The organism is Enterobacter cloacae complex sp. 370H10 (assembly GCF_050031535.1).
Classification (GTDB): Bacteria; Pseudomonadota; Gammaproteobacteria; order Enterobacterales; family Enterobacteriaceae; genus Enterobacter; species Enterobacter intestinihominis.
This window is the reverse complement of record NZ_JBLGWG010000001.1, coordinates 3,639,237-3,662,054: the sequence shown is the minus strand read 5'-3', so window position 1 is coordinate 3,662,054 and position 22,818 is coordinate 3,639,237. Positions and strand designations below refer to the sequence as shown.

The following is a 22,818-nucleotide window of genomic DNA, read 5'->3' as shown; positions in this document are numbered from 1 at the left end:
ATGAGTGAGAATAAAAGCCGCCGCGAGTTTATTAGCCAGAGCGGTAAAATGGTTACCGCCTGCGCGCTGTTTGGCGCCACGGGTTCCGTCGCGTATGCTGCCGATTCTGCTAAGGCAACCTGCGTGACGGGTAAACCGATGAACATCACCGCAAAACATTACTATCTCGACAACGTGCTGCTGGAAGCCGGGTTTAACTTCGACGGCAGCGTGGCGACAAGTACCCGCACCGAGCTGAAAACGCTTGAGATCAAAGACGGGAAAATCGTCGCCCTGCGCGATAACAACAGCCACGCCGATGCGGCCCTGCCGCACTTCGACGCGGGCAAAAAGCTGATGCTCCCGGCGATGCGCGACATGCACATCCATCTGGACAAAACCTTCTATGGCGGCCCGTGGCGCTCCCTGAACCGTCCGGCGGGTACCACCATTCAGGACATGATCCGCCTGGAGCAGAAGCTGCTGCCGGAATTACAGCCTTACACGCAAGAACGCGCCGAAAAGCTGATCGACCTGATCCAGTCCAAAGGGTCCACCATCGCCCGCAGCCACTGCAACATAGAGCCGGTTTCCGGCCTGAAAAACCTGGAAAATTTGCAGGCGGTACTGGCGCGCCGAAGCCCAGGTTTTGACTGTGAAATCGTTGCCTTCCCGCAGCACGGTCTGCTGCTGTCGAATTCTGAAAAGCTGATGCGCGAGGCGATGCAGGCGGGGGCGCACTACGTGGGCGGGCTGGACCCAACCAGCGTCGACGGCGCGATGGAGAAATCCCTCGACACCATGTTCCAGATTGCGCTGGATTATGACAAAGGGGTGGATATCCATCTGCACGAAACCAGCCCGGCGGGCGTGGCGGCGGTGAACTACATGGTAGAAACCGTGGAGAAAACGCCGGCGCTGAAGGGGAAGCTGACCATTAGCCACGCCTTCGCGCTGGCGACGCTTAACGAACAGCAGGTGGATGAGATCGCCACCCGCATGGCGGCGCAGCAGGTGACCATCGCCTCGACCGTGCCGATTGGCACCCTGCACATGCCGCTGAAGCAGCTGCGTGATAAAGGCGTGTTTGTCATGACCGGTACCGACAGCGTGATTGACCACTGGTCCCCGTACGGTCTGGGGGACATGCTGGAGAAAGCCAACCTCTACGCCCAGCTCTATATTCGCCCGAACGAGCAGACGCTTTCGCGGGCGCTGGGCATCGCCACCGGCGACGTGCTGCCGCTGAACGACAAAGGTGAGCGCGTGTGGCCTAAAGCGCAGGACGACGCCAGCTTCGTGCTGGTGGATGCCTCCTGTTCCGCCGAGGCCGTGGCGCGTATCTCTCCGCGTACCGCGACGTTCCACAAGGGGAATCTGGTCTGGGGCTCAGTGGGCTAATGTGATGCCGGGTGGCGCTGCGCTTACCCGGCCTACGGTTCGGAGATTTTGTAGGTCGGGTAAGGCGAAGCCGCCACCCGACAATGCAGTATACTGCTATGCACATTCTTAAAGAGGGATCTGCCATGGCACAAAACATCTACGACAATCCGGCGTTTTTCGAAGGCTACGCCCAACTTCCGCGCTCGGTTCAGGGGCTGGACGGCGCGCCGGAGTGGCCTGCGCTTAAGGCGATGCTGCCGGATTTAACCGGCACATCGGTTATCGATCTTGGGTGCGGCTACGGCTGGTTCTGCCGCGTGGCGCGCGAGCTGGGCGCTTGTGACGTCACGGGCGTCGATATCTCTGAAAAGATGCTCGCCCGCGCGGCAGAACTGACGGATGACACGCAGATCCACTATCAGCGTAGCGATCTGGAATCTCTTCAGCTTCGCGAAAACAGTCTCGATCTGGTCTACAGCTCGCTGGCGCTGCACTATTTGCCGGAACTGGATGCGTTATTCGCCAGGGCGCAGCGTGCGCTTAAACCCGGCGGCAGCCTGGTTTTCTCGATGGAGCACCCGATTTATACCTGCGCCACCCGTCAGGGCTGGCTCACCGACGACAACGGTGAGCGGTTCTGGGGCGTGAACCATTATCAGGACGAAGGCAAGCGCGTCAGCAACTGGCTGGCAGAGGGGGTAATCAAATACCACCGCACGCTGGGTACCACGCTTAACGCGCTGATCAAGGCCGGATTGACGATAAGTGAAGTCAATGAGTGGGGACCAACGCAGGCGCAGGTTGACGCCTGGCCCGCGCTGGCCGAAGAGGCGGAACGCCCGATGCTGGTGCTGATCGCCGCCCGTAAGGCTTAATAGCCGACTTTATATACCCGCCCGCTCTGTACCCCTTCCACGCTGCGGCGGTAGGCCTGCGCAACGGTCGCAGCGGGAACGCTTTCAAAGCCCGGGAAGAAGCCATCATATGCTTCGACGGATTCCGTCAGCACCGTCGGACTGATCAGGTTAATGCGGATCCCGCGCGGCAGTTCACAGGCCGCGGCGCGCACAAACCCTTCCAGCGCCGCGTTTACGGTGGTGGCATTGACGCCCTGAGCAATCGGCTCGTGCGCCACAATCCCGCTTATCAGCGTGATCGAGCCGCCTTCGTTCAGGAAGTGCTGGCCGGTCAGCGCCAGACGAACCTGCCCCAGTAGCTTATCCTGCAAGCCCCGGTTGAACTCGCTGTCGGTCATGGTTGCGAGCGGGCCGAAGTGTACCCCACCGCTGGCGGAGACAATCGCATCCACCGGGCCGATCTTTTCGAACAGTGCCTGTACGCTCGCCTGCGAGGTGATATCCACCTGATGCTCGCCTTGCGTGCGACCCACGCGGATCGTCTCGTGGCGTTGGCTTAACTCTTCTGTGACTGCACGACCGACCGTACCGCTGGCACCAATAATGACGATTTTCATAGCAGACTCCTTATGTTGTGAGTCTTCATTCTTTAATAAATAAAAACTCAGATAAACTGGGCTAACGTTAGAAGATTGCTAACCAGAGGTTTGGAATATGGATAAGCTTCGCGGGATGGAAACGTTCATCGCGGTGGTGGAAAGCGGCAGCTTCACCGGCGCGGCGGCCCGGCTGGAGATGTCGGCGGTGATGGTCGGGAAGTATATTGCGCTGCTGGAATCGCAGCTCGGCACGCGGCTACTGGAACGCAACACCCGTCGCCAGAGCCTGACCGACGCCGGACGCGTTTATTTCGAAGAGGCCAGGCGCGTGCTGGAGCAGGTCTCGATTGCTGAAAACGCAGTTGAACGTCTGCGAGCCACGCCCGCCGGCACCCTGCGCGTGACGGCACCCACCTCGTTTGGCGGCTGCGTTATCGCGCCTCTGACGGCCACGTTTTTACAGCGCTACCCGCAAGTGCGCATCGAACTGGATCTCACCAACCGAATGGTGGATCTGGTGGAGGAAGGGGTCGATCTGGCCATTCGCATCGGGGAGATCCGAAATGAGGATCTGGTGGCGAAATACCTGTGTCCCTACAACATGACGATCTGCGCCGCGCCGGAATATCTGGCGCGTCACGGTACGCCGCAAACGCCAGCCGATCTGGTGGATCACCTGTGTCTGTCGCACACGGTATGGACGGCGCGTAACGAGTGGCGGCTGCCCGGTGTGGAAGGCGAGGTGCGCTGGAAGCGTGATGCCGTCTTACGATGCAATGACGGCTACGGCTTACGCATGGCGGCGCGAGCCGGGGCAGGACTATTGCTGCAACCGGAAGTGCTGGTGGCTGAAGAGCTGGCAAACGGCAGGCTGGTTCGGGTTCTGGAAGCGTTTACGCCCGCGCCGAGGCCGGTGCATTTATTGTGGCGCCAGGATTTGCGTCCGCTGCCTAAGCTAACGGAATTTATTGCCCATATTCTGCTAAGATTGGGCACAATATAAAAAAAGAAGGTAAGTAAAGAATGTCTGCAAACAAACTCGCCAGCAGCGCGCAGGGCCTGCAATCCTCTGCCATCCGTGAATTATTAAAACATAGCAAAATGGCAGGCGTGATTTCGCTGGGGGGCGGTATTCCAAACCCGGATCTGTTCGATCATGAAGGTTTAAAAATTGCCGCTGATGCCGTGCTGTCTCAGCATTTTGGCGAAGCGTTCCAGTACGGCCTGACGGAAGGCGTCCCGGGGCTACGCGAAGAGATCCAACGCATCTGTGAAGGTCGCGGCATCGCCTGTAAAGCCGATGACGTGGTCATTACATCCGGCTCTCAACAGTCGCTTGACGTGCTGGCGCGTGCGTTAATTAACCCGGGCGATACGGTCGTCGTTGAGCGTCCGACCTACCTCGCCGCGTTGCAGGTCTTTGGCCTGGCACAGGCGAATTTTGAATCCGTCGGCACCGACGGCGACGGCATGAAAGTAGATGAACTTGAAGCGCTGGTGGCAACCAAAACCATCAAAGCGGTTTATATCGTGCCAACCTTTGGTAACCCGGGCGGCGTGACGCTCTCCGAGGCGCGTCGTAAACAGCTGGTGGAATTATCGAAGCGCTATGACTTCGTGATTATCGAAGACGATCCGTACAGCGAAATCAACTATACCGAGGAAGCGTTCCGCCCGCTGATTGCTCATGCCAAAGATATCGGCAATGAGGATAACGTAGTGTACACCTCCACCTTCTCTAAAATCCTCGCGCCGGGCACCCGCGTGGGCTGGGTGCTGGTGCCGGAGTGGCTGAAGCGTGCGGTGGTGAACCTCAAGCAAACCACCGATCTGCACACCAGCACGCTGTCGCAGCTGATGACGTACGAATATCTGAAAACCGGTCGTCTGGCGAATCAGATTAAAATGATCCGCGAAGCCTATCGCCAGAAATACCAGACCTTTGCCAGTGAACTGGAAGCGGAGCTGGGCGATGTGATGTCGTTCCATAAGCCAAAGGGCGGCATGTTCCTGTGGGCGAAAATGAATAACGGCATCAATACGACGAAATGGCTGGAAAAAACGTTGAGCAACGGCGTCGTGTTTGTGCCGGGTGAGTTCTTCTACTGCAACGAACCGGACCACACCACGCTGCGCATGTCTTTCGTTACCCCAACGGATGAGCAGCTTAAAGAAGCGGTTCGACGTCTGAAAATTTCCCTGTAAGCGGATGCGCATAATGGCAGATGCCGTTATGCGCTGTTCCCGTGTAGGGTAAGGTTATTGCGTGGCGTGGGCGAGGGTGCGGTCAAATGCATCGCCGTCTGGCACCTGTGTGACTTCATGGATCCGACAAATTTTCCCCTCGCGCAGCGTGGCAAACATATACACCTCTAATTCTGCCTGGCGACCATCCGGATATGTCACGGCCACTCTGTGCCGGTCTGCCACACATTCGTTATGGCAACATAACGCTTCCACGGTAAACGTAATCTCGCGGATCTGCGCACGCACATGGTTCAGGTGTTTTATAAATCCCTGATAATCAAGCATGTGACCGTCCGTAACCTGCTGGTAGTCGGGCGTAAACACCTCTGCCGGATCTACATTGCCATTGAATAAGCGGGTTAACAGACAGGCCATTTGCTCGCGCTGCGCGGTGTTGTCGGGCTGGTTTATCAGGGATGTAATGATGGTCATGTTAGCTCCTCGTGATGTTGAGCCGCTATTATCCTTGACAGCATAAGGCGTAGTTTCTGTAATAAGTCGAAGAATAACGATTTTCGGTCAAATTCATGCTGACAACTGAGAGGCTTGTTCATCCCGGCGGCTATCACACCCCGTGGCACAGCCATCATGCCGGCCAGCTCTGGCGCATTGCTGCGGGGCTGCTGGTGATTGAGACGCCGCTGGGGCGTTCGGTGGTACCCGCAAAACATATCGGCTGGATCCCGCCTGGTCAGCAGCACGCTGCCTTTTCGGAAAGTGCGATTGAAGGTTGCGCTGTCTATCTTGACCCTGCCCATTGTGAAGGGCTTCCGGAAGAGGCCACGCTTTTCGAGTCTGACGATTTTACCGATGCACTGTTTTCCCGTTTAAGCGTTGCCGGGAGTGAATACGATCCCCGAAAGCTCATCCTGCTGCTGGAGGAGTTGGCTCTGGCGTCTCAGGTCCGCTTTTATCTGCCCGTACCGACCGATCCTCGGCTGAAAAATGTGGTCAGGAAACTGCTGCAATCCGTCGATGATAATCAGACGGTGGAAAGCCATGCCAGCCGTGCCGGGATGAGCGTACGTACATTCAACCGGCGGTTTAGCGCGGAGACGGGGATGAACTTCGTCAACTGGCGCCAGCTGGCGCGCGTCATGCAGGCGATGGAGTGGCTGGCGGCGGGGAAGCCGGTGGGGTGGATTGCGCTCTCGTGCGGATACAGCAGCGTCAGCGCATTTATTGAAGTTTTCAGAACGTGGACCGGTAAAACGCCGGGGCAGTGGGCGATTAAAGAAGGCCCTTTTGCGCAAAGGTAATGCGCGTGGCCTCGTTGAGATCCAGCTCTCTTAACGATTCCGGATAAACCCAGGCGATCTCCTGAAACTCGTCGTTAAACGTAACATCCCGATTGGCGCTGATGCAGTCGAAGATCAGATAAATCATATAAATTTCCTCGGTGGTACCATCGGCGTAAGTTTTGACCCTGATGTCATCGCGAAAAGCCCAGGGCTTGACGTCGATAATGTCCAGCGCGTCGCCCAGCTCCTCACGGACTTCACGGCGCAGCGCCTGTTCCATGGTTTCGCCTGGTTCCATTCCACCACCGCAGAGTGCCCACTGACCGGGGAATACACCGCGATCGTCGGCCATTTTACATAGCAGGTAGGCTCCGTCATTCTGGATGATGGGGCAGACAATGGTTCGTTGGCGCATGATTTCTTCCTGAAAAATGAATTTGGGCTACTATAGCAGATTGGTGATGGAGATCATGTTAGGTGTGTTGGATCCTCATCACTCGGAACAGCGGTGTAGGCCGGGTAAGGCGAAGCCGCCACCCGGCGTTTGACTACCGCTCCCTCAGCGCCTCCTTCGCCCGGTTAAACGGCTTAATCAGATAATCCAGCACCGTTTTCTCCCCGGTCTTAATATCCACCGTCGCAATCATCCCCGGCACAATCGAAAAGTGCCTGCCCGCCTTGTTCACCAGATAATCCTGGCTTGTGCGAATGAATACACGGTAGTAAAACACCTCCGGCTTCGCTTCGTCCTGAATGGTGTCCGGCGAAATGGTCTCCACCACCCCGTGCAGCCCGCCGTAAATCGCGTAATCGTAGGCGGTGATTTTCACCAGCGCCTCCTGATTAGGATGGATAAAGGCGATATCCCGGGGCGAGAGGCGGGTTTCAATCAGCAGGTGATCGTCCACCGGCACAATCTCCATTAACTCGCCGTTGGGCGGTATGACGCCGCCGATGGTGGTCACCTTGATGTTTTTCACGATCCCGCGCACCGGCGACTTCACCGTCAGGCGGGTAACGGAATCCTCGCGGCCTTTCAGGATCGCTGACACCATATCCACCTCGGCGTTGGCCTTCGACAGCGCTTCACGGGCCTGCACGTAATACTGGGAACGTACGTCGGTGAGCTTCAGCTCCAGGTCGCTTTTCTGCCGTTGCAGGCGCAGCACTTCCACGTGGCTGGCGGCACCGGTTTTCACCAGCCGTTGAGTGATCGCCAGTTCTTTATTGGCGAGCGCTAACGCGGAGCGAAGTTCACGCTGCGTATCCTCCAGCTGGGCGCGGCGAGAGTTGTAAAGCCGCGTTTCTGCGGCGGTCAGGTCGGTCCATTTCGCCAGGGAAGGCGGGAATTTCAGCGGGAGATCGTTCACCTCGGCGTACAGGCGCACGCTGGAGGCCAGCGACGCGCGGTAACGCGCCGCGCTTTCGCCGACGTTAGATTCCGAGCGGGTAGGATCAAGCCGCGCCAGCACCTGTCCGGCCTGCACCTGATCCCCTTCGTGTACGTTCAGCTCAGTGAGGATCCCCCCATCCAGCGACTGCAATACCTGCTCGCGTGAACTGGGGATCACTTTTCCGGTGCCGGTTGAGACTTCATCCAGCACCCCGAACCACGCCCAGACGCCGAGCACCACAAACATCAGCAGGGAGAAGAAAACGATGCGCCGGGCGCCGGTATAACCGCTCTCGGAGTCGAGCGCGTTATCCAGATCTTCTACTGCGGCAACGTCACGCTGATTGATTTTCATTTTTCCACTCCCGTCCGGTTGCCTGCTGCTGTTGCTGCATACGGCTGTTGTTCAGCGCCTGCGCTTTTGGCGCGTCCATCACCAGCATGCCATCTTTGAGTACCACCACGCGCTCCACCAGCTCCAGTACCGGCACGCGGTGGGTCGCGACAACCAGCGTGCGGTTGCCGAGCCACGCCCCGAGTCGTTGAATAAATTCCCGCTCGGTATGTTCATCAAGGGAGGCGGTCGGTTCATCCATCAGCACGATATTCGGGTCGCGCAGCAGCATCCGCGCCAGCAGAATAGACTGCCGCTGCCCGCCGGACAGCCCGACGCCGTTCTCCATAATCGGGTAATCCAGCCCCTTTGGCAGCTTCTGCACAAAGCTGGCCGCGCCGCACATCTCCAGCACCTCGAAGATCTCTTCATCGGTGGCGCGCGGCATGCCGAGCGTGATGTTCTCGCGCAGGGTGCCGTAAAACAGCCGGGCGTTTTGGGTCATAAAGCCGACGTTTCTCCGCACGTCAGCCACGTCCAGATGCGGCAGGCTGAGGTTGTCGAGCCGCAGTTCACCGCCCGCCAGATCCATCCCGCCCGCCATCGCCTGCAACAGGGTTGATTTGCCCGCGCCGTTGCGCCCGAGGATCGCCACTTTTTCGCCCGCTTTGATCTCCAGGCGGTTAATGCGCAGCGCCATGCGGGGATCTTCCGGGTGATAGCGGAACTGCGCCTGCTCGAAAAGATAGTGGCCGCGCAGCACGTCCTGGCGGATCGGCGTCTCTTCGCGCTGGTTCTCGGTCGGCAGCTGCATAATGCTGTCCAGCCCCTCTTTGGCCGCCTTCACCTGCTGCCAGCGGGCCAGCACGCCGCACAGCGTCGCCATCGGGGCGATCATCCGTGAGGCGAGCATCGAGGCGGCTACCACCGAACCGGTGGTTAAGGTGCCGTCGATCACCATCGGCGCACCCACCACGATCACCCCGGCATAGACCAGGCTCTGAATGGTCATCCCCCAGCTGATCAGGTTCTGCGTCAGTTCGCGGGTGCGCAGGCCGGATTCGGCGGTGATCTGGATATAGCTGTTCCACTGCTGCAAAAAGCGGTTCTCCGCCTGCATCAGCTTGATGTCCTCCAGCCCCTGCACGCTTTCCACCAGCACCGCGTTGCGCAGGGTTGATTCATGCGCCGACTGCTTCGCCAGCTCCGCCAGCTTCTTTTGCAGCAGCAGGCCAGGCAGGACCATGATCACCGCCGCCACCGGAGCGATCCACGCCAGCTGCGGGGCGATGATCGCCAGCACAATCACAAACAGGATAAAAAACGGCAGATCGACGATGGTGGAGATGGTGGAGGAGGTGACCATCTCGCGGATCTGCTCCAGCTCGCGCAGCTGGGAGATAAAGCTGCCGGTGGATCGCGGAATGGCGCTGTGGCGCAGCCGCAGCGCGTGGCCGAACACCCGATCCGAGACGCGCAGATCCGAGCGTTTGCCCAGCAGATCCATAATGTGTCCGCGCGCCACGCGCAGCACAAAACCAAACAGCGTGGCGATCAGTACCCCAATGGTCAGTACGTAGAGCGTCGGGTAGGACTGTGCGGGGATCACCCGGTCATACACCTGCATGGAAAAGACAATGCCGGAGAGGGAGAGCACGTTGATAAACAGCGCCGCCAGCATCACCCAGCTGTAAGGGCGAAGGTCGCGCATCACCAGCCGGTAGAGCCAGTCCGGGCGGTATTTTGAGATATAGGCGTCCACGCGGCTGTCCTTCAGCGCCGCCAGCGGACGCAGGGCGATGACGTGGCGGATGGCAGGCAGCATCGCGCTCATCGACAGGCGGTTGGTGTGCGTGCTGTCGTCGAAAAAGCTGACCTCAAGCGTATCCTCGCCGTCGAAATTGTCGATCACGCCGATTTTACCGTCGTTTAGCTCTACCACCACCGGCAGACGCCAGCTGTTGATGGCGTGCTGATCGGCCGTCAGCAGCTGGAACGTCAGCCCGGCTTCACGGGCGAGCTGCGTCAGCGCGGGCACCATCGGTTTGCCTTTCAGCCACGGCGCGCCCGCGATCAGCGAGCCTGGCGAGCAGGCAACGCGATAGCGCGTCGCCACATAGCCAAACGCCTGCGCCCACTGCTCCAGCGCCTCATCCGTCATGTTTTCACCCTGCGGAATATCGCGTTGCTTCATGGCTGGATCTCCACGGTCTGGATGGTGCGGTTTTCAAGATCGAACGCCTGACGTATGCGCCCGGTTTGGTAGAGACAGTTCAGCTGAAGCTGGCGGAGCTGTCCGGCGGTTTGCTGCTGGGTAAAGCGCGCCTGATACACCTCCTGCTCGGCGTTGAGCACGTCGAGCAGCGGGCGGGAACCAAGATCGAGATACTGCTGCTGATACAGCTCGCGGGTACGGGCGCTGAGCGCTTCCTGGCGGCCCTGGATCTGAAGCGTGCTCATCAGGCTCATCACCTGGCTGCGCGCTTCCAGCAGTTTTTGCCGCACCTCAAGACGGGTGCGCTGAATGGTGGACTGGGCCGATTCCACCGCGTGTCCGGCGGCGTTACGCCGGGCGGTGAGGCCGCCGCCCTGATAGAGCGGCATCTGCACTTTTACCCACGCGGAGTACTGGGTGCGGTCCCGCGTTTCGTTGCCTGAGTAGCGGTCGTTAAGATAGTGGCGGACTTCCGGCTCCAGCGAGACGGTAGGGGTCATCTGCGCGTTGGCATAGTCGAGATTGGCCTGCGCGACGTTGGCCTGCGCCCAGGCCGCTAAAACCGAGGGTACCAGGCGATCGTCCGGCTCGGCAATATCGCAGCTGCGGGCCAGACTTTGCGGAAATTCATTGCTGACCGCATTCAGACTGTCCCAGCCCAGCATGCTCATCAGCGTGGCGCGTGAGCTGTCGAGGCTGGCCTGATACTGCATCAGCTGCGCTCGCGCGCCTTCGATACGGGCATCGGTCTGCACCACGTCAGAGAGCGACGTGGCGCCTTCGTCATTACGCAGCTTCGTCAGTGTGCCGATGGAGGTCAGGGCGTCCAGCTGTTCTTTAGCGGTCTCGACCATCTGCTGCCAGGTCTGCACCTGCACCATAGCGATGGCGGTATCGTGGGCGATAGTGTCGATGCTCACCAGCACGTTGGCCTGCTGCTGGGCGACGCCCGCGTTTTCGGCGCGCACCTGGCTTGCGACTTTGCCGAAGTCGTAAAGCATTTGCGAAAGCGAAAGCACTAGCGAGGGGGTAAAGCCATTATCGTCGCCGTCGTGGCTATAGCCGTTATCCATGCCGGCGTTAATTTGCGGATAATATTTCGATTTGGCGACGTCCACATTTTCGCTCTGCTGATAAAGTTTGCCGACGGCTTCACTGATGGCCGGATGCCAGGTCACGGCGCGGTTTACGGCTTCATCCAGCTGTAGCGTGCCGGGGGCGGCTTTGCTGGCTACGGGCGCCACGCGGCCATTTAAAGAGGGGAGTTCCTGCGTTTCGCTTAATTGTCCGGTATTAATCATCGCCGCAGGGTTTGCCGCGATAGCGGGCACAGATATCAGGCAGCACGAGAGCCACCAGTAAGGCATCTTCTTTCCCATGTCTTGTCCCTAATAAAAAAGTACTGCTTTTTTGTTTATGCCCGGGCGCTGTGCGCGCCCGGGTCATTTCTTGCAGGTGCTATCAGGTAATGATGTGTTGCTGGTTTACAAGCTCGTCGTAGGTGGTCTGAACGTTGTCCAGCGTAACGAGCGTAGATTTAGTGTAGGCGGCTCCCGTGCCGTCACGGTCGATGGAGATCACAGTATTGTTACCGCTTTGTGAAACAGAGACATAGTTCCCCAGCGTCGACGCGCTACCGTTCCAGCCCACCAGCAGATCGCCAATGTCGATCTTGTCTCCCTGCGACAGGGAGAAGTTCGTCCAGTGGTCACCCGTGCTGTTACCTGCGGTGGCGTTACCCGCCGTAGTGTTCAACACCTGATAAATCAGCGTGTCGCCGTAGGCCGTGCCGCTAATCACATCGTTATGTTCCGAACTGACAAATTTCGGTGCCATATTGATGGTCAGCGAGGCGGTATCCCGGGTGCCGTTGGCGTCGGTCAGGGTGTAGTTAAAGACCTCCTTGCTGGTGATGGTAGAGAACGATATCCCCGGGTTGAGTGTGTAGGTGTAACTGCCGTCTGCGGCAATCGCCAGCGTGCCGTAGTGACCCGTGATGTTTACCTGTGTGCTGCCGGTGTAAGGATCCAGCGTGGTGGTTACGCCGTCGTAGCCGGTAATGCTGAGACGGGTATCCACCGAATGCAGCTGGTCCATCGCGCCCGCGGAGCCGGTGCCGTCGAAGATATTGCCGTCAACGGTGTGGGTGCCCGTGGCGTCAAACTGCGACAGGGAGTAGCTGGTCCCGGTGACGCTTGGGGTAACGGTGATATTTCCCACCCCCAGCGGTCCCATTCTGCCGGTATAGTTCAGCGTATAGGTTCCCGCTTCCAGATCGAGGCCCGTCAGGTTGATCGTCGCCCTGCCGCCCAGCAGCAGCCCGCCGTTAAATGAGCCGGATCTGAGGGTGGTGGTGCCGTTGGTCAGCGTCCAGTCGACCGTTAACCCGGTAAGGGTCAGCAGCGAGGCGACGTTAAACGACAGAACCACGTTATGCAGTGCAGTATTAGGATCCACCACGAAGGTCCCGCTTCCGCTGCCCTGGGTTGAGGCAAGCAGCGCGGCGTTCCAGCTCGCCGACCCGACGGTGGTATCCGAGTATGCGGCGGTGCGGTGCACCGAGTTCACGTCCATCGCCGTGCTGACATCGTTCACCGCGTCCATTGGCTGCGCGGTCGGGGTGATGTTCAGCGATGCCGTGTCTTTCGAGCCGTTCGGCGCGGTGATGGTGTAGACGAAGGTATCTGGGGTGCTGATGCTGTCAGCGCCGACTCCGCTGTCCAGGGTGTAAGTGTACTCCCCGGCTGCGTTGATCCGCAGCGTACCGTACTCGCCGGTGATCTCCGTCAGGCCGCTGCTGTTCACCGCCACGCCGTTAACGTCGGAGACCACGGTACCTGCTGGCGCAATATCATCCGCCAGCACATCCCCGGTCGTGCTCTCGCTCACGCTTGCCACGCTGTAGACATGATCCTGCAAGACGTTCAGCGTGTAGGCCGTCAGCGCGGTGATCCCCGCCGCCGTATTGAGCAGGAACAGGTACTCGCCAGCGGGCAGGTTCAACGTCAGCTGCGGGGAGGTGCCGCCCAGCAGCGGCGCGCGCAGCCAGCCGGGTTCAACGCGCATCTGCTCGAAGGTCTGCGTCGCATTGTTGAACTTATAGATGTAGAGGTCGAACACCGAGGCCAGCGCGACGCCGCCCACGGAGGCCTGAACGGTCATGGTGCGGGTGGTGCCTTCTTCCACGTTATAGATGATCGGGTTGGCCAGATCGTCCAGCAGGTTCAGCCCCAGGGTATTGCCAAGGTTGATCCCCACCAGGGTAAAGCCGCCCTGCGACGAGGTGCCGTTGTTGATCGCCTCCACGGTGGTGTCGAAGGTCAGCGAGGCGGTATCGTCCACGGCCACGATCCCGCTGCTGGTAGTGCCTTCGCCCAGCGACAGAACCAGATTTGCCGAGGCGCTGGTGCCGTTATGGGTGATGGTGTAGGTAAAGTTCTCCGTGCGGCCAATGACGGCGGCGCTGGTGTTGGTCAGGTTATAGGTATAGCTGCCGTCCAGGTTGATGGTCAGCGTGCCGTATTGCCCCTGAATCACCGTGCCGTCAGCCGTAACGCTGGTGGTGGTGCCCTGGGCGTTGGTGACCGCAGTGACGGTGGTGCCCGCCGGGGCGTTGTCGCTGCCTGCGGTTGGATCCACGTCGGTGATGACGTTACCGACAACGCTGGTCTCGCCGGACACGGTGCCTGCGCTGGTCTCTTTCACCGCCACATCGAGGCTGGTGTAAGAGCCGGTTGCCAGCAGGTTAGTGTTGTAGCTCAGGACGCGATACTGACCATTCGCCAGCCCGGTCAGGTTCAGCGACACCCCCGTCGCGCCGAGGGTCAACAGGTCAGCGAACTGCGGCTGCCCGGTATCGACCACGGTAGTCCAGGTATTATTGACGGCGTCGAAGCGCTGTACCACCAGCTCAAGGGTATTGAGCAGGGAAAGAACGGCACCCGTGGCGTTGGCGTTCACGGCAATATCCGCACTGCCGCCGTTGCCGACGGTGAAACCTACCTGCGCGGTATCGTTGCCGAGCAGCGTCAGCACGTTACCTAAGGCGCCTACCAGCAGGAAACCATAGTCGCTGTACTGCGAATTGGTCACCGTGGCGGTGGTCGTGAGCGCCAGTTCTTCAGCGTTGGTGCTGGCAGAGAGCGGCACCACCGGCGCAAGGGCTGAGCCGGGCAGCGAAACATTGCCTGCCGCATCTGTGGCGGTGATTTGCAGCGTCTGACCTTCCGTCTGTTTATTGAGGAAGGTGTAGCTCCAGGAACCGTTGCTGTCCGCCGTGGCGGTGACCGTTGAATTATCCGCCAGGCGGATGGTGACGGTGCTGCCCGCTTCAGCGCTACCGGTCAGTACGCTGCCGTCTGCGTTGAAGGTCCCGGTTGGAGCCGTTGGCGCAGTGAGATCGACAATGACGGTGGTCGACGTGGAAATCGGGCTGGTGCCCGAGCCGTTGCTCGCCGTGGCGGTGAAGGCATGCGGGCCTTCACTCAGCACCGGCGTGGTGAAGCTCCAGTTGCCGCTGGCATTCGCGGTGACCGTGCCCATCAGCACCCCGTTGTTATAGAGGGTGATGGTCGTGTTCGGCTGCGCCGTGCCGCTCAGGGTTGGCGTGGTGTCATCGGTGGTATTCCCGTTGGTCAGGTTGCCCGTCACCGTGCCAACGTTATCGTCGATGTTAGCGATAACCGGCGCGTTCGGGATCGTGGTGATCGGGGCAATCACGGAGGTGGTGATACCCGCGTTACCGGCCTTATCGGTAGCAAAGACGATCAGGGATTCACCGGCGGTCTGTGCAGGGGTGATGGTGGCGCTGAAGCTTCCGCTACCGTCCGCGACGGCCGTTCCAAGCACGGTTCCGGTGCTGCTGGTGATGGTGACGGTGCTTCCCGCTTCCGCTGTACCGGTGACCTGCGTCCCGTTGGTGATCACCGCCAGCCCGGTTGGGACTGGTGGCGGCGTCAGGTCAACGTTAATCGTGATAATCGGTGAAGCCACGCTGGTATTGCCCGCGGCATCGGTGGCGGTTGCGGTGAAGTTATGCGCGCCTTCCGTCAGCGTGGTGCTGGTTTGCGGCAGCGTCCAGTTGCCGTTGGCATCGGCAGTGACGGTCCCCACCAGCGTCGTGCCGTCGTAAATACGTACGGTGGCATTGGCTTCTGCCGTACCGTTTAAGGTCGGACGGGTGTCGTTGGTTGGGTTGGTGCCAGTAACAGGTCCGGTGACGGTTCCCACATCATCCTCAATCGAGGTGATTGCCGGTGCGACAGGGGCGGTGGCATCCACATTAATGGTGTAACCGCCGGTCTGCGCGCTGGCGTTGCCCACCGCGTCGGTGGCGGAGAAGGTCAGATTATGCGGCCCGTCAGCCAGCGGGGTGGAAGGCGTAAAGCTCCACGCGCCGCCGGTGGCGACTGCGGTGCCAATCTGTACCCCATTATCAAAGATGGTGACCGTCGCGCCGGCTTCTGCCGTACCGGTGATCGTTGGCCGCGCGTCGTTGGTTAGCCCGCCGTTGGCGACAGGCGTCGCAGTATTACCGACGTCGTCGGTGACACTGGTCAGCACCGGTAGGGCTGGCGGCGTGGTGTCAATGATCAGGCTGAAGTCGGCGGACGGCGCGCCGATGTTACCCGCCTGATCCGTTGCTTCTGCGGTAAAGGTGTGTGACCCGGTGCCCAGCGGCACGGTGATATCGACGGTCCAGTTGCCGTTAGCATCGGCAGTACCGGTGCCCACCAGCGTAGTGCCCTCGTAGATATTCACGGTGGCCAGCGGCTCGCTGGTCCCCACCAGCCGCGGGAGAGGATCGTTGGTGGTCTGGCCGGAACCTATTGCCCCGGTGATGGTGCCAACGTCGTCAATCGCCTGGGTGATAATCGGCGCGACAGGCGCAGCCGTATCTACCACCAGCGTAAAGCCTGGTGAGGCAGGGCTGACGTTGCCCGCGGCATCGGTTACCGTGGCGGTCCAGGTGTGGCTGCCGTTTGCCAGCGTACCGGTGGTAAAGCTCCATACGCCGTTTGCGTCCGCCACGGCGGTACCCACTTCACGGCCACTTTCATAAATGGTGATGGTCGCGTTGGCCGCCGCGGTGCCGTTCAGCGTTGGCGTGGTGTCGTCTGTGCTTTGTCCCGAGGCGACCGGGCCCAGCACGGTACCAGCATCGTCAGTGGCCGGGGTAAAGACCGGTGCCTCAGGCACCGAGGTATCCACCGTCAGGTTGAACGGTGGTGAGGTGACCCCGGTATTGCCTGCGGCATCGGTGGCGTTGAAGGTAATAACGTGCGGCCCTTCGCCCAGTTCAGTGGTCGGCGTGAAGGTCCAGTTACCCTGGGCGTTGACGACCGCCGTGCCGATTTCCACATCATCGACAATAACGTGTACCGTTGCGCCCACTTCCCCCGTACCGTTGAAGGTTGGACGTGTGTCGTTCGTGGAGCCGTCGCTGGCGAGGGTTCCCGTTCCCGGGCTGACATCGTCTATTACCGTGGTAACCACCGGGGCCGCAGGCCCGGCGGTATCCACCGTAAAGGCGAACACTGGCGAGTTGGCGGAGACGTTTCCGACATCATCGCTGGCGTTAACGCGCAGGTTATACGTCCCGTCCGTCAGTACCGGATCCGGCGTAAAGGTCCAGTTGCCGCTGCCGTCGACCGTGGTGGTGCCAATCTCCACGCCGTTATTAAGCACGTGAATGATGGTACCCGCCTGGCCGGTGCCGCTGAGGGTTGGCGTGGTGTCATTGGTCACCTGCCCGGCGGTAAGCGGGCCGGTTGCGCCTCCCGGGGCGTTGTCGCTGACCGTAACGATCGTCGGCACCTGTGGCGCAGTCAGATCGATTTCGACGCTCCAGGCGTTGGACGGCTGGCTGACGTTGCCCTGCGGATCCGTCGCTCTGACGGTAAAGTCATGCGTCCCTTCGCCGAGGGCGGTTTCAGGGGTAAATGTCCAGGCTCCGGTGCCGTCTGCTGCCACCGTACCAATCTGCGTGGCGCCATCAAAAATGGCGACGACGCTGTTCGGCTCGGCGCTACCGGTCAGGGTTGGCGTAGTGTCGTTGGTTGGATCGCCGCTTGGGACAGGCGTTGCTGCATTGCCTGCGTTATCCGTCACGCTGGTAATCACCGGCGTGGTAGAGACGGTGTCGACAACGATGGTGATCCCGGCCGACGGGGCGCTCTCATTGCCTGCCGGGTCGGTGGCGGTCACGGTCAGGGTGTGGCTGCCGTCGTCCAGCGCAGGCGGCGTGTAGCTCCAGGTACCGGTCGGACCGACAACAACGGTGCCCAGCGGGTCGCCGTCATCGTACACCGTAATGGTGTCCCCGGCCGTGCCTGTTCCGGTCAGGGTAGGACGGTTGTCGTTGGTGCTCTGCCCGTCAGCGATTGGGCCGGTGACCGGGCCTACGTCATCGGTCACCGCACCGATGGCTGGTGCGGTCGGATCGGTGAGGTCGACGGTGACGGTCGCGATCGGCGACTGCCCGCTGGTCGCGCCGGTGCTGGTGTTTGTGGCGGTGACGGCGAAGGTGTGCGGCCCTTCCGCGAGCGGCAGCAGCGGCGTGTAGCTCCAGTTGCCGTCTGTATCCGCAACAATTTCGGTCTGCGGAACCAGCGCCCCATCCAGATAAATGGTGATGACGCTACCCGGATCGGCGGTGCCGGTAAGGGTAGGCGTGGTGTCATTGGTGGTTTTATCTTTCACATCGCCAGTGACGGGATCGGCATCATCGTTGATTGCCGTAATCACCGGCACCGCTGGCAGAATAAGCGGGGAGTCCGGTACGTTAAAGGTGGTTGTCGGGCTTGCATTACCTGCGGCGTCCGTGGCGAACAGCGTCAGCGTCGCGGGATCCAGTTGGGCCGGGGAGAGGGCGATGGAGAAGATGCCTCCCGTCGCGACCCCGGTCCCGATGATATTGCCGCCGGCGTCACGCACCGTCACCGTGGTTCCGTCATCTGCCGTACCGGTCAGCGGCGTGCCCTCTGCGGCAATGGTGATATTGGTTGGCGTTGCAGGAAGCAGCGTATCCACCGTCACGCTGAGATCGCCAGAGCTGGCGGAGGTATTCCCCGCCGCGTCACTTGCGGCAACCGAGAAGGTGTGCGGCCCTTCCGCAAGCGCGGGGTCGGCTGTCCAGGACCATGTCCCGTTCGGCTGAACCACCACGACCACCGGAGACGGCGTGCCATCTACAGAAACGGTTACGCTCGAACCCGGCTCGCCAATCCCGGTGAGGGTTGGGGTACCGTCGCGGGTGTAAAGCACGCTGTTGGTCAGTTGGCTGTCAGAGACGGCGTCAATTTGCGGCACGGTCGGTGCCTGCGTATCGACCGTCACGCTAAAGACCGGGCTGACCGGGCTCAGGTTACCCGCGTCGTCCACCGCGGCGACGGTGATATTCAGCGGGCCATCGGTTTGTGTCGGCAGGGTGTATGACCACTCGCCATTGGCGATTTCAACGCGATCCACTTCCACGCCGTTGTTGTAGATAATCACCGTTTCGCCGGTCGTGCCGCCTCCGCCAATGACAGGTGTGTTATCGTTGGGTGAGCCTCCATTCTGAGCGCCGCCAATGGAACCGATGAGCGGGGTATCCGGGGCGAGGGTGTCGACCGTTATCGTGATACCGGTTGATGGCAGAGATTCATTGCCGGCTTCATCGGTGGCGGTCGCCGTGTATTGGTGCGTCCCTTCGCCAATGTTGCTCTCAGGACGCCAGCTCCAGTTACCGCTACCGTCCACCGTGACGCTGCCCACGGCCTGCGGCTCGCCTGTACCCACCTGGTCATAGATGGTAATGACGTCATTCGGCGTACCGGTGCCGCTCAGTACCGGGCGCGGATCGTTGGTGGTTCCGCCGTTGTCCACTGGCCCGGTGATCTGGCTTACGCTGTCTGTCACCGTCGGGATCCCCGGCTGGCCCGGCGCGTCGGTATCAATGGTAATGGTCACCGGCGTGGACGGTGCGCTTTCGTTCCCGGCGCTGTCCTGATTGGTCACCGTCAGGGAGAGATCGTAGGTGCCGTCAGGGAGCGGATCTTCCGGCGTCCAGCTCCAGTTACCGTCGCCATCGATCTCGGCTTCACCTATTTTGGTTGCGCCATCGTAAATGTTTACGGTATCTCCCGGCGTGCCCGAGCCGCTCAGGGTTGGTGTGGTATCGCGGGTGGTCTCCCCAGGATTCAGAGCCGTCCCCGGTGTGGCGCCGTCCGGGTTCACGGTGATCTCAGGAATATCCGGCGTTGCAGGCGCGGTCGTGTCGATCGCCAGCTCAAACGGTGGCGAGATGGTGGTATTACCCGCCTCATCCGTCGCGTGGACCGTCAGCGAATGCGGGCCGTCCGTCAGCGGCGTGGTTGGCGTAAAGCTCCAGCCGCCGCTACCGTCAAGCACGGCCGTGCCAAGCAGGGTGGTCCCGTCATAGATAGTGATGGTGGTGCCTTCCGGTGCGGTTCCCTGCAGCTGCGGCAGCGTGTCATCGGTAGTATCCCCGCTGTTAAGCGGAACCTGCACAGTGCCGATGTTATCGGAGACGGTGTCAAGGGTGGCCGCCGGTGGCGGAGTGGTATCGACGGTAAAGGTAAAGCCGGGTGATGATGCGCTGGTGTTGCCGGCCGCATCGCTCGCGACGACGGTGAACGTATGCTGCCCGTTCCCTAATGCGGTAGTGGGCGTGAAGGTCCATGCGCCGCCGTTGTTCACAATGGCAGTACCAATATCCTGTCCGTCCAGGCGGATCGTCACGGTGGAGCCCGGCTCGCCGGTACCGTTCAGCGTCGGGAGCGTGTCGTTGGTGATTTGGTTGTTGTCGAGCGGCCCCGTGCGGCCCGGTACGTCATCAATGACCTGCGTAATGGCTGGAGCGCCCGGCGCGGCGGTATCCACCGTGATGCTCCAGGTGTTCGATGTCCCGCTGAGGTTATTGTTGGCGTCAACCGCCGTCGCCGTCAGCACGTGCCCGCCGTCGGGAAGATCCGTTTCCAGCGTGATGGACCACTGGCCGTCAGGCCCAACCACCGCGGTGCCGATTTCAGTGGTGCCGCTGTAGAGGGTGATCGTCGTGCCGGGCTCGCCCGTTCCGTTGATGGTCGGGGTTTTGTCGTTGGTGAGACCGTTCTGGCTGACAGGACCGGTGACGTCGAGCGCATCATCCTCCACGCCTGTGATGACCGGGGTTTGTGCCGCGGTGATGTCCGGCGCGTCAAACGGCGCGGTCGGGCCGGTGTTTCCGGCGGTATCGGTGGCATCTGCGGTCAGGGCTTCGCCGTTGGCTTTCGGCGGGATCAGATCAACGCTGAAATTACCCTGATCGTCGGCGACCGCTTCCCCGACCTTAACGCCATTTTCACGAATGGTGACGGTGCTGCCCGGCTCGGCTGTACCGGTTACCGTGGTGCCGTCGGCAGAGATCACCACGTTTTCCGGTGCCAGCGGTGGCGTGCTGTCTGGCGCGTCGGCAAAGCCGGACGGACTGGTGTTGCCGCTACCGTCGGTGGCCGTCACTGCAAGGGCTTCGCCGTTGGTCTGGGCTGGCGAAATCGGGATGGTAAAGGTGCCGTCCGGACCGGCGGTGGCCTGGCCGATGATCGTACCGTCCGGCGCTTTAATAATAATCGTGCTGTTTGGCTCGGCGGTTCCGCTGACGCTTGCCCCGTCTTCCGCCACCACCAGGTTACCCGGTGCGGCAGGCGCGGTGATGTCCGCTGCGTTAACCAGCGCCGGGGAACTCTGGTTGCCTGCGGCATCGTAGGCGACCACGGAGATGATCTCGCCGTTCACTTGTGCAGGGTTCAGGTTGGCGATGTAGTTGCCGTTGCTGTCGGCAGTGGCGGTCCCGATTTGCACCCCGGCGTTGTTGGTGATGACAATTTTACTGCCCGGCTCGGCAGTACCGGTGATTTGCGTGCCTGTCGAATTGAGCGTCGCCTCCGGCATGTCTGGCGGCGTAAGATCGACGGTAAAGTTGATCGGCTGAGACAGGCCGTTCTGGTTGCCTGCCGCATCGGTCGCGGTGGTGGTAATGGCGTGGTTTCCTTCAGACAGGTTGGTCGACGGGGTAAAGCTCCATTTCCCGGTAGCATCGGCCGTGGCGGTGCCGATCGGCCTGCCGTTGTCATAGAAGGTAATAATGGTGCCAGCTTCACTGATGCCGCTGAACGTCGGGCGTGCATCGTCCGTGCGTTGTCCGTTGCTCAGCGGGCCCGCTTCGGTGCCCACGTTATCATTGACGGTGACAATCTCGGGGGCAGCCGGCGCGGTTGAATCCGGTGCCGTGACCTGAACGCCCGGGCTGGTATTGCCGGACGGATCGGTGGCGGTGGCGGTGATCTGCTCCCCGTTGGTGAGCGGCGTGCCGAGATCGATAGTAAATTTCCCATCGCTGCCAGCCTTGCCCGTTCCGATGGTGTTGCCATCGGCATCTTTCAGTGTCACGGTGCTGCCCGGCTCAGCCGTACCGGACACGGTTTTGCCGTCAGGCGAAACCTCCAGATTGGCAGGTGCATCCGGCGCGGTGAGATCCGGTGCTGTGACCTGACCACCCTGGCTGGTATTGCCGGACGGGTCGGTGGCCGTGGCGGTGATCTGCTCCCCGTTGGTGAGCGGCGTACCGAGATCGATAGTAAATTTGCCGTCGCTGCCGACCTTGCCCGTTCCAATGGTGTTGCCATCGGCATCTTTAAGGGTAATCGTGCTGCCCGGTTCAGCCGTACCTGTTACGGTTTTGCCGTCAGGTGAGACCTGAAGATTAGTGGGAGCATTCGGAGGCGTAGTATCAGGTTCGGAAGGATTTCCCGGATTACCGGGATTCGGGTTGTTGTTATCGTCATCTCCGCCACCTCCACCGCCGGTTCCCGCCGCAATAGCAATCCCACCTGCGGCGGCCAGGCCACCCAGCACCCAGGGCCACGCAGCGGCGCCACCAGCATCACTCCCTGACGCCGCCAGTAATGCATCGGTGGAGGCGATGGATTCATAGGTCGCGGCACCGGTTGGATCTTCAATCCACCACAGCGCTCCGTCACTCTCTTCAAGCACCAGCTGGCTTACGCCCTGCGCATCAGTAACGTAGAAATTCTTGAGGGTAATCACTTCGCCCGAGTTGAGGGTAATCACCAGATCGTTTCCGCTGCGGGAGTAATCTGCGATGTTGGCTCGATCCACGTTAAGCTTAACGATTGAGGAGTGATCGAGTGTTATCTGTGTCCCTTCCGTGGTCGTTTCCACGCCAGTTAATTTAGATATAACAGATATTTGGCTCATACAGTTATTACTCCAGCAGAGTGATTGGTTACGGCGTGTCAAACAAAGCCATCGTTTCTGAAGGGATGAACGCGCTCCCGGCGAAAATACTGTTTAATAAACAGGATTTACCGTTACTTTGTTTAGCGCGACCGATGCCCGCCAGGATTAAAAGTGGCAACCTCAGGGCAAAGCTAATTATTTACACAGGAAATAGTTGTTTATTTATATGTTTGCGATTTATAAGCCTTATTATTTGTGCAGGTATTAAATTATTTCGTTATAAAAATGATATAGCTATAAATGTCTGAATACGCAAATTAAGTGTTC

Annotated in this window: 12 protein-coding genes; 5 read left to right on the top strand and 7 right to left on the bottom strand. The window is 60.2% G+C overall.

Annotation, left to right across the window (positions count from 1 at the left end):
- Window positions 1-1,380 carry an amidohydrolase family protein gene (locus ACQG2Q_RS17990; RefSeq protein ID WP_063849430.1) on the top strand — a complete coding sequence of 460 codons (1,380 nt, stop codon included), beginning with the start codon at window positions 1-3 and terminating at the stop codon, window positions 1,378-1,380.
- A gap of 125 nt (window positions 1,381-1,505) precedes the next feature.
- On the top strand, window positions 1,506-2,237 hold the full coding sequence (locus ACQG2Q_RS17985; RefSeq protein WP_063849429.1) for a class I SAM-dependent methyltransferase: 732 nt from the start codon (window positions 1,506-1,508) through the stop codon (window positions 2,235-2,237).
- On the opposite strand, the gene ACQG2Q_RS17980 is transcribed toward ACQG2Q_RS17985, so the two are convergent.
- Window positions 2,234-2,836: a short chain dehydrogenase gene (locus tag ACQG2Q_RS17980; protein ID WP_032625906.1), complete on the bottom strand. Its 603-nt coding sequence runs from the start codon at window positions 2,834-2,836 to the stop codon at window positions 2,234-2,236. The two genes, ACQG2Q_RS17985 and ACQG2Q_RS17980, sit on opposite strands and share 4 nt — an antisense overlap.
- Window positions 2,837-2,933: 97 nt before the next feature.
- On the opposite strand from ACQG2Q_RS17980, the gene ACQG2Q_RS17975 reads away from it, so the two are divergent.
- Together ACQG2Q_RS17975 and ACQG2Q_RS17970 are read left to right on the top strand one after the other, a co-directional pair.
- Window positions 2,934-3,821, top strand: coding sequence for a LysR substrate-binding domain-containing protein (locus ACQG2Q_RS17975; protein WP_022649115.1), 888 nt, complete (start codon window positions 2,934-2,936; stop codon window positions 3,819-3,821).
- A gap of 20 nt (window positions 3,822-3,841) precedes the next feature.
- On the top strand, window positions 3,842-5,023 hold the full coding sequence (locus tag ACQG2Q_RS17970) for a PLP-dependent aminotransferase family protein (RefSeq protein ID WP_022649114.1): 1,182 nt from the start codon (window positions 3,842-3,844) through the stop codon (window positions 5,021-5,023).
- 54 nt (window positions 5,024-5,077) lie between these two features.
- Here the strand turns inward: ACQG2Q_RS17970 and ACQG2Q_RS17965 are convergent, their stop codons facing one another.
- Entirely contained in the window at window positions 5,078-5,497 is a 420-nt protein-coding gene (locus ACQG2Q_RS17965) for a nuclear transport factor 2 family protein (protein WP_063849428.1), read from the bottom strand.
- A gap of 95 nt (window positions 5,498-5,592) precedes the next feature.
- Here ACQG2Q_RS17965 and ACQG2Q_RS17960 point away from each other — a divergent pair, with 95 nt between their 5' ends.
- Window positions 5,593-6,324 carry a helix-turn-helix domain-containing protein gene (locus tag ACQG2Q_RS17960; RefSeq protein ID WP_032625901.1) on the top strand — a complete coding sequence of 244 codons (732 nt, stop codon included), beginning with the start codon at window positions 5,593-5,595 and terminating at the stop codon, window positions 6,322-6,324.
- Here ACQG2Q_RS17960 and nudI read toward each other — a convergent pair.
- The 5 genes from nudI to ACQG2Q_RS17935 all read right to left on the bottom strand — a co-directional run bounded on the left by nudI (window position 6,296) and on the right by ACQG2Q_RS17935 (window position 22,509).
- Window positions 6,296-6,721: a nucleoside triphosphatase NudI gene (gene nudI / locus ACQG2Q_RS17955; RefSeq protein WP_022649111.1), complete on the bottom strand. Its 426-nt coding sequence runs from the start codon at window positions 6,719-6,721 to the stop codon at window positions 6,296-6,298. The genes ACQG2Q_RS17960 and nudI overlap by 29 nt on opposite strands.
- 133 nt (window positions 6,722-6,854) lie before the next feature.
- Entirely contained in the window at window positions 6,855-8,054 is a 1,200-nt protein-coding gene (locus ACQG2Q_RS17950; protein WP_022649110.1) for an HlyD family efflux transporter periplasmic adaptor subunit, read from the bottom strand.
- Window positions 8,035-10,227, bottom strand: a complete 2,193-nt coding sequence (locus tag ACQG2Q_RS17945) for a type I secretion system permease/ATPase (RefSeq protein WP_063849427.1) — start codon at window positions 10,225-10,227, stop codon at window positions 8,035-8,037. Before ACQG2Q_RS17945 ends, ACQG2Q_RS17950 begins: the two co-directional genes overlap by 20 nt.
- Complete coding sequence (locus tag ACQG2Q_RS17940; protein WP_063150995.1) at window positions 10,224-11,627, bottom strand: TolC family outer membrane protein; 1,404 nt, start codon at window positions 11,625-11,627, stop codon at window positions 10,224-10,226. The genes ACQG2Q_RS17945 and ACQG2Q_RS17940 overlap by 4 nt, the downstream gene beginning before the upstream one ends.
- Before the next feature lie 82 nt (window positions 11,628-11,709).
- Window positions 11,710-22,509: a BapA/Bap/LapF family large adhesin gene (locus ACQG2Q_RS17935; RefSeq protein ID WP_426759250.1), complete on the bottom strand. Its 10,800-nt coding sequence runs from the start codon at window positions 22,507-22,509 to the stop codon at window positions 11,710-11,712.
- Window positions 22,510-22,818 lie beyond the last annotated feature (309 nt).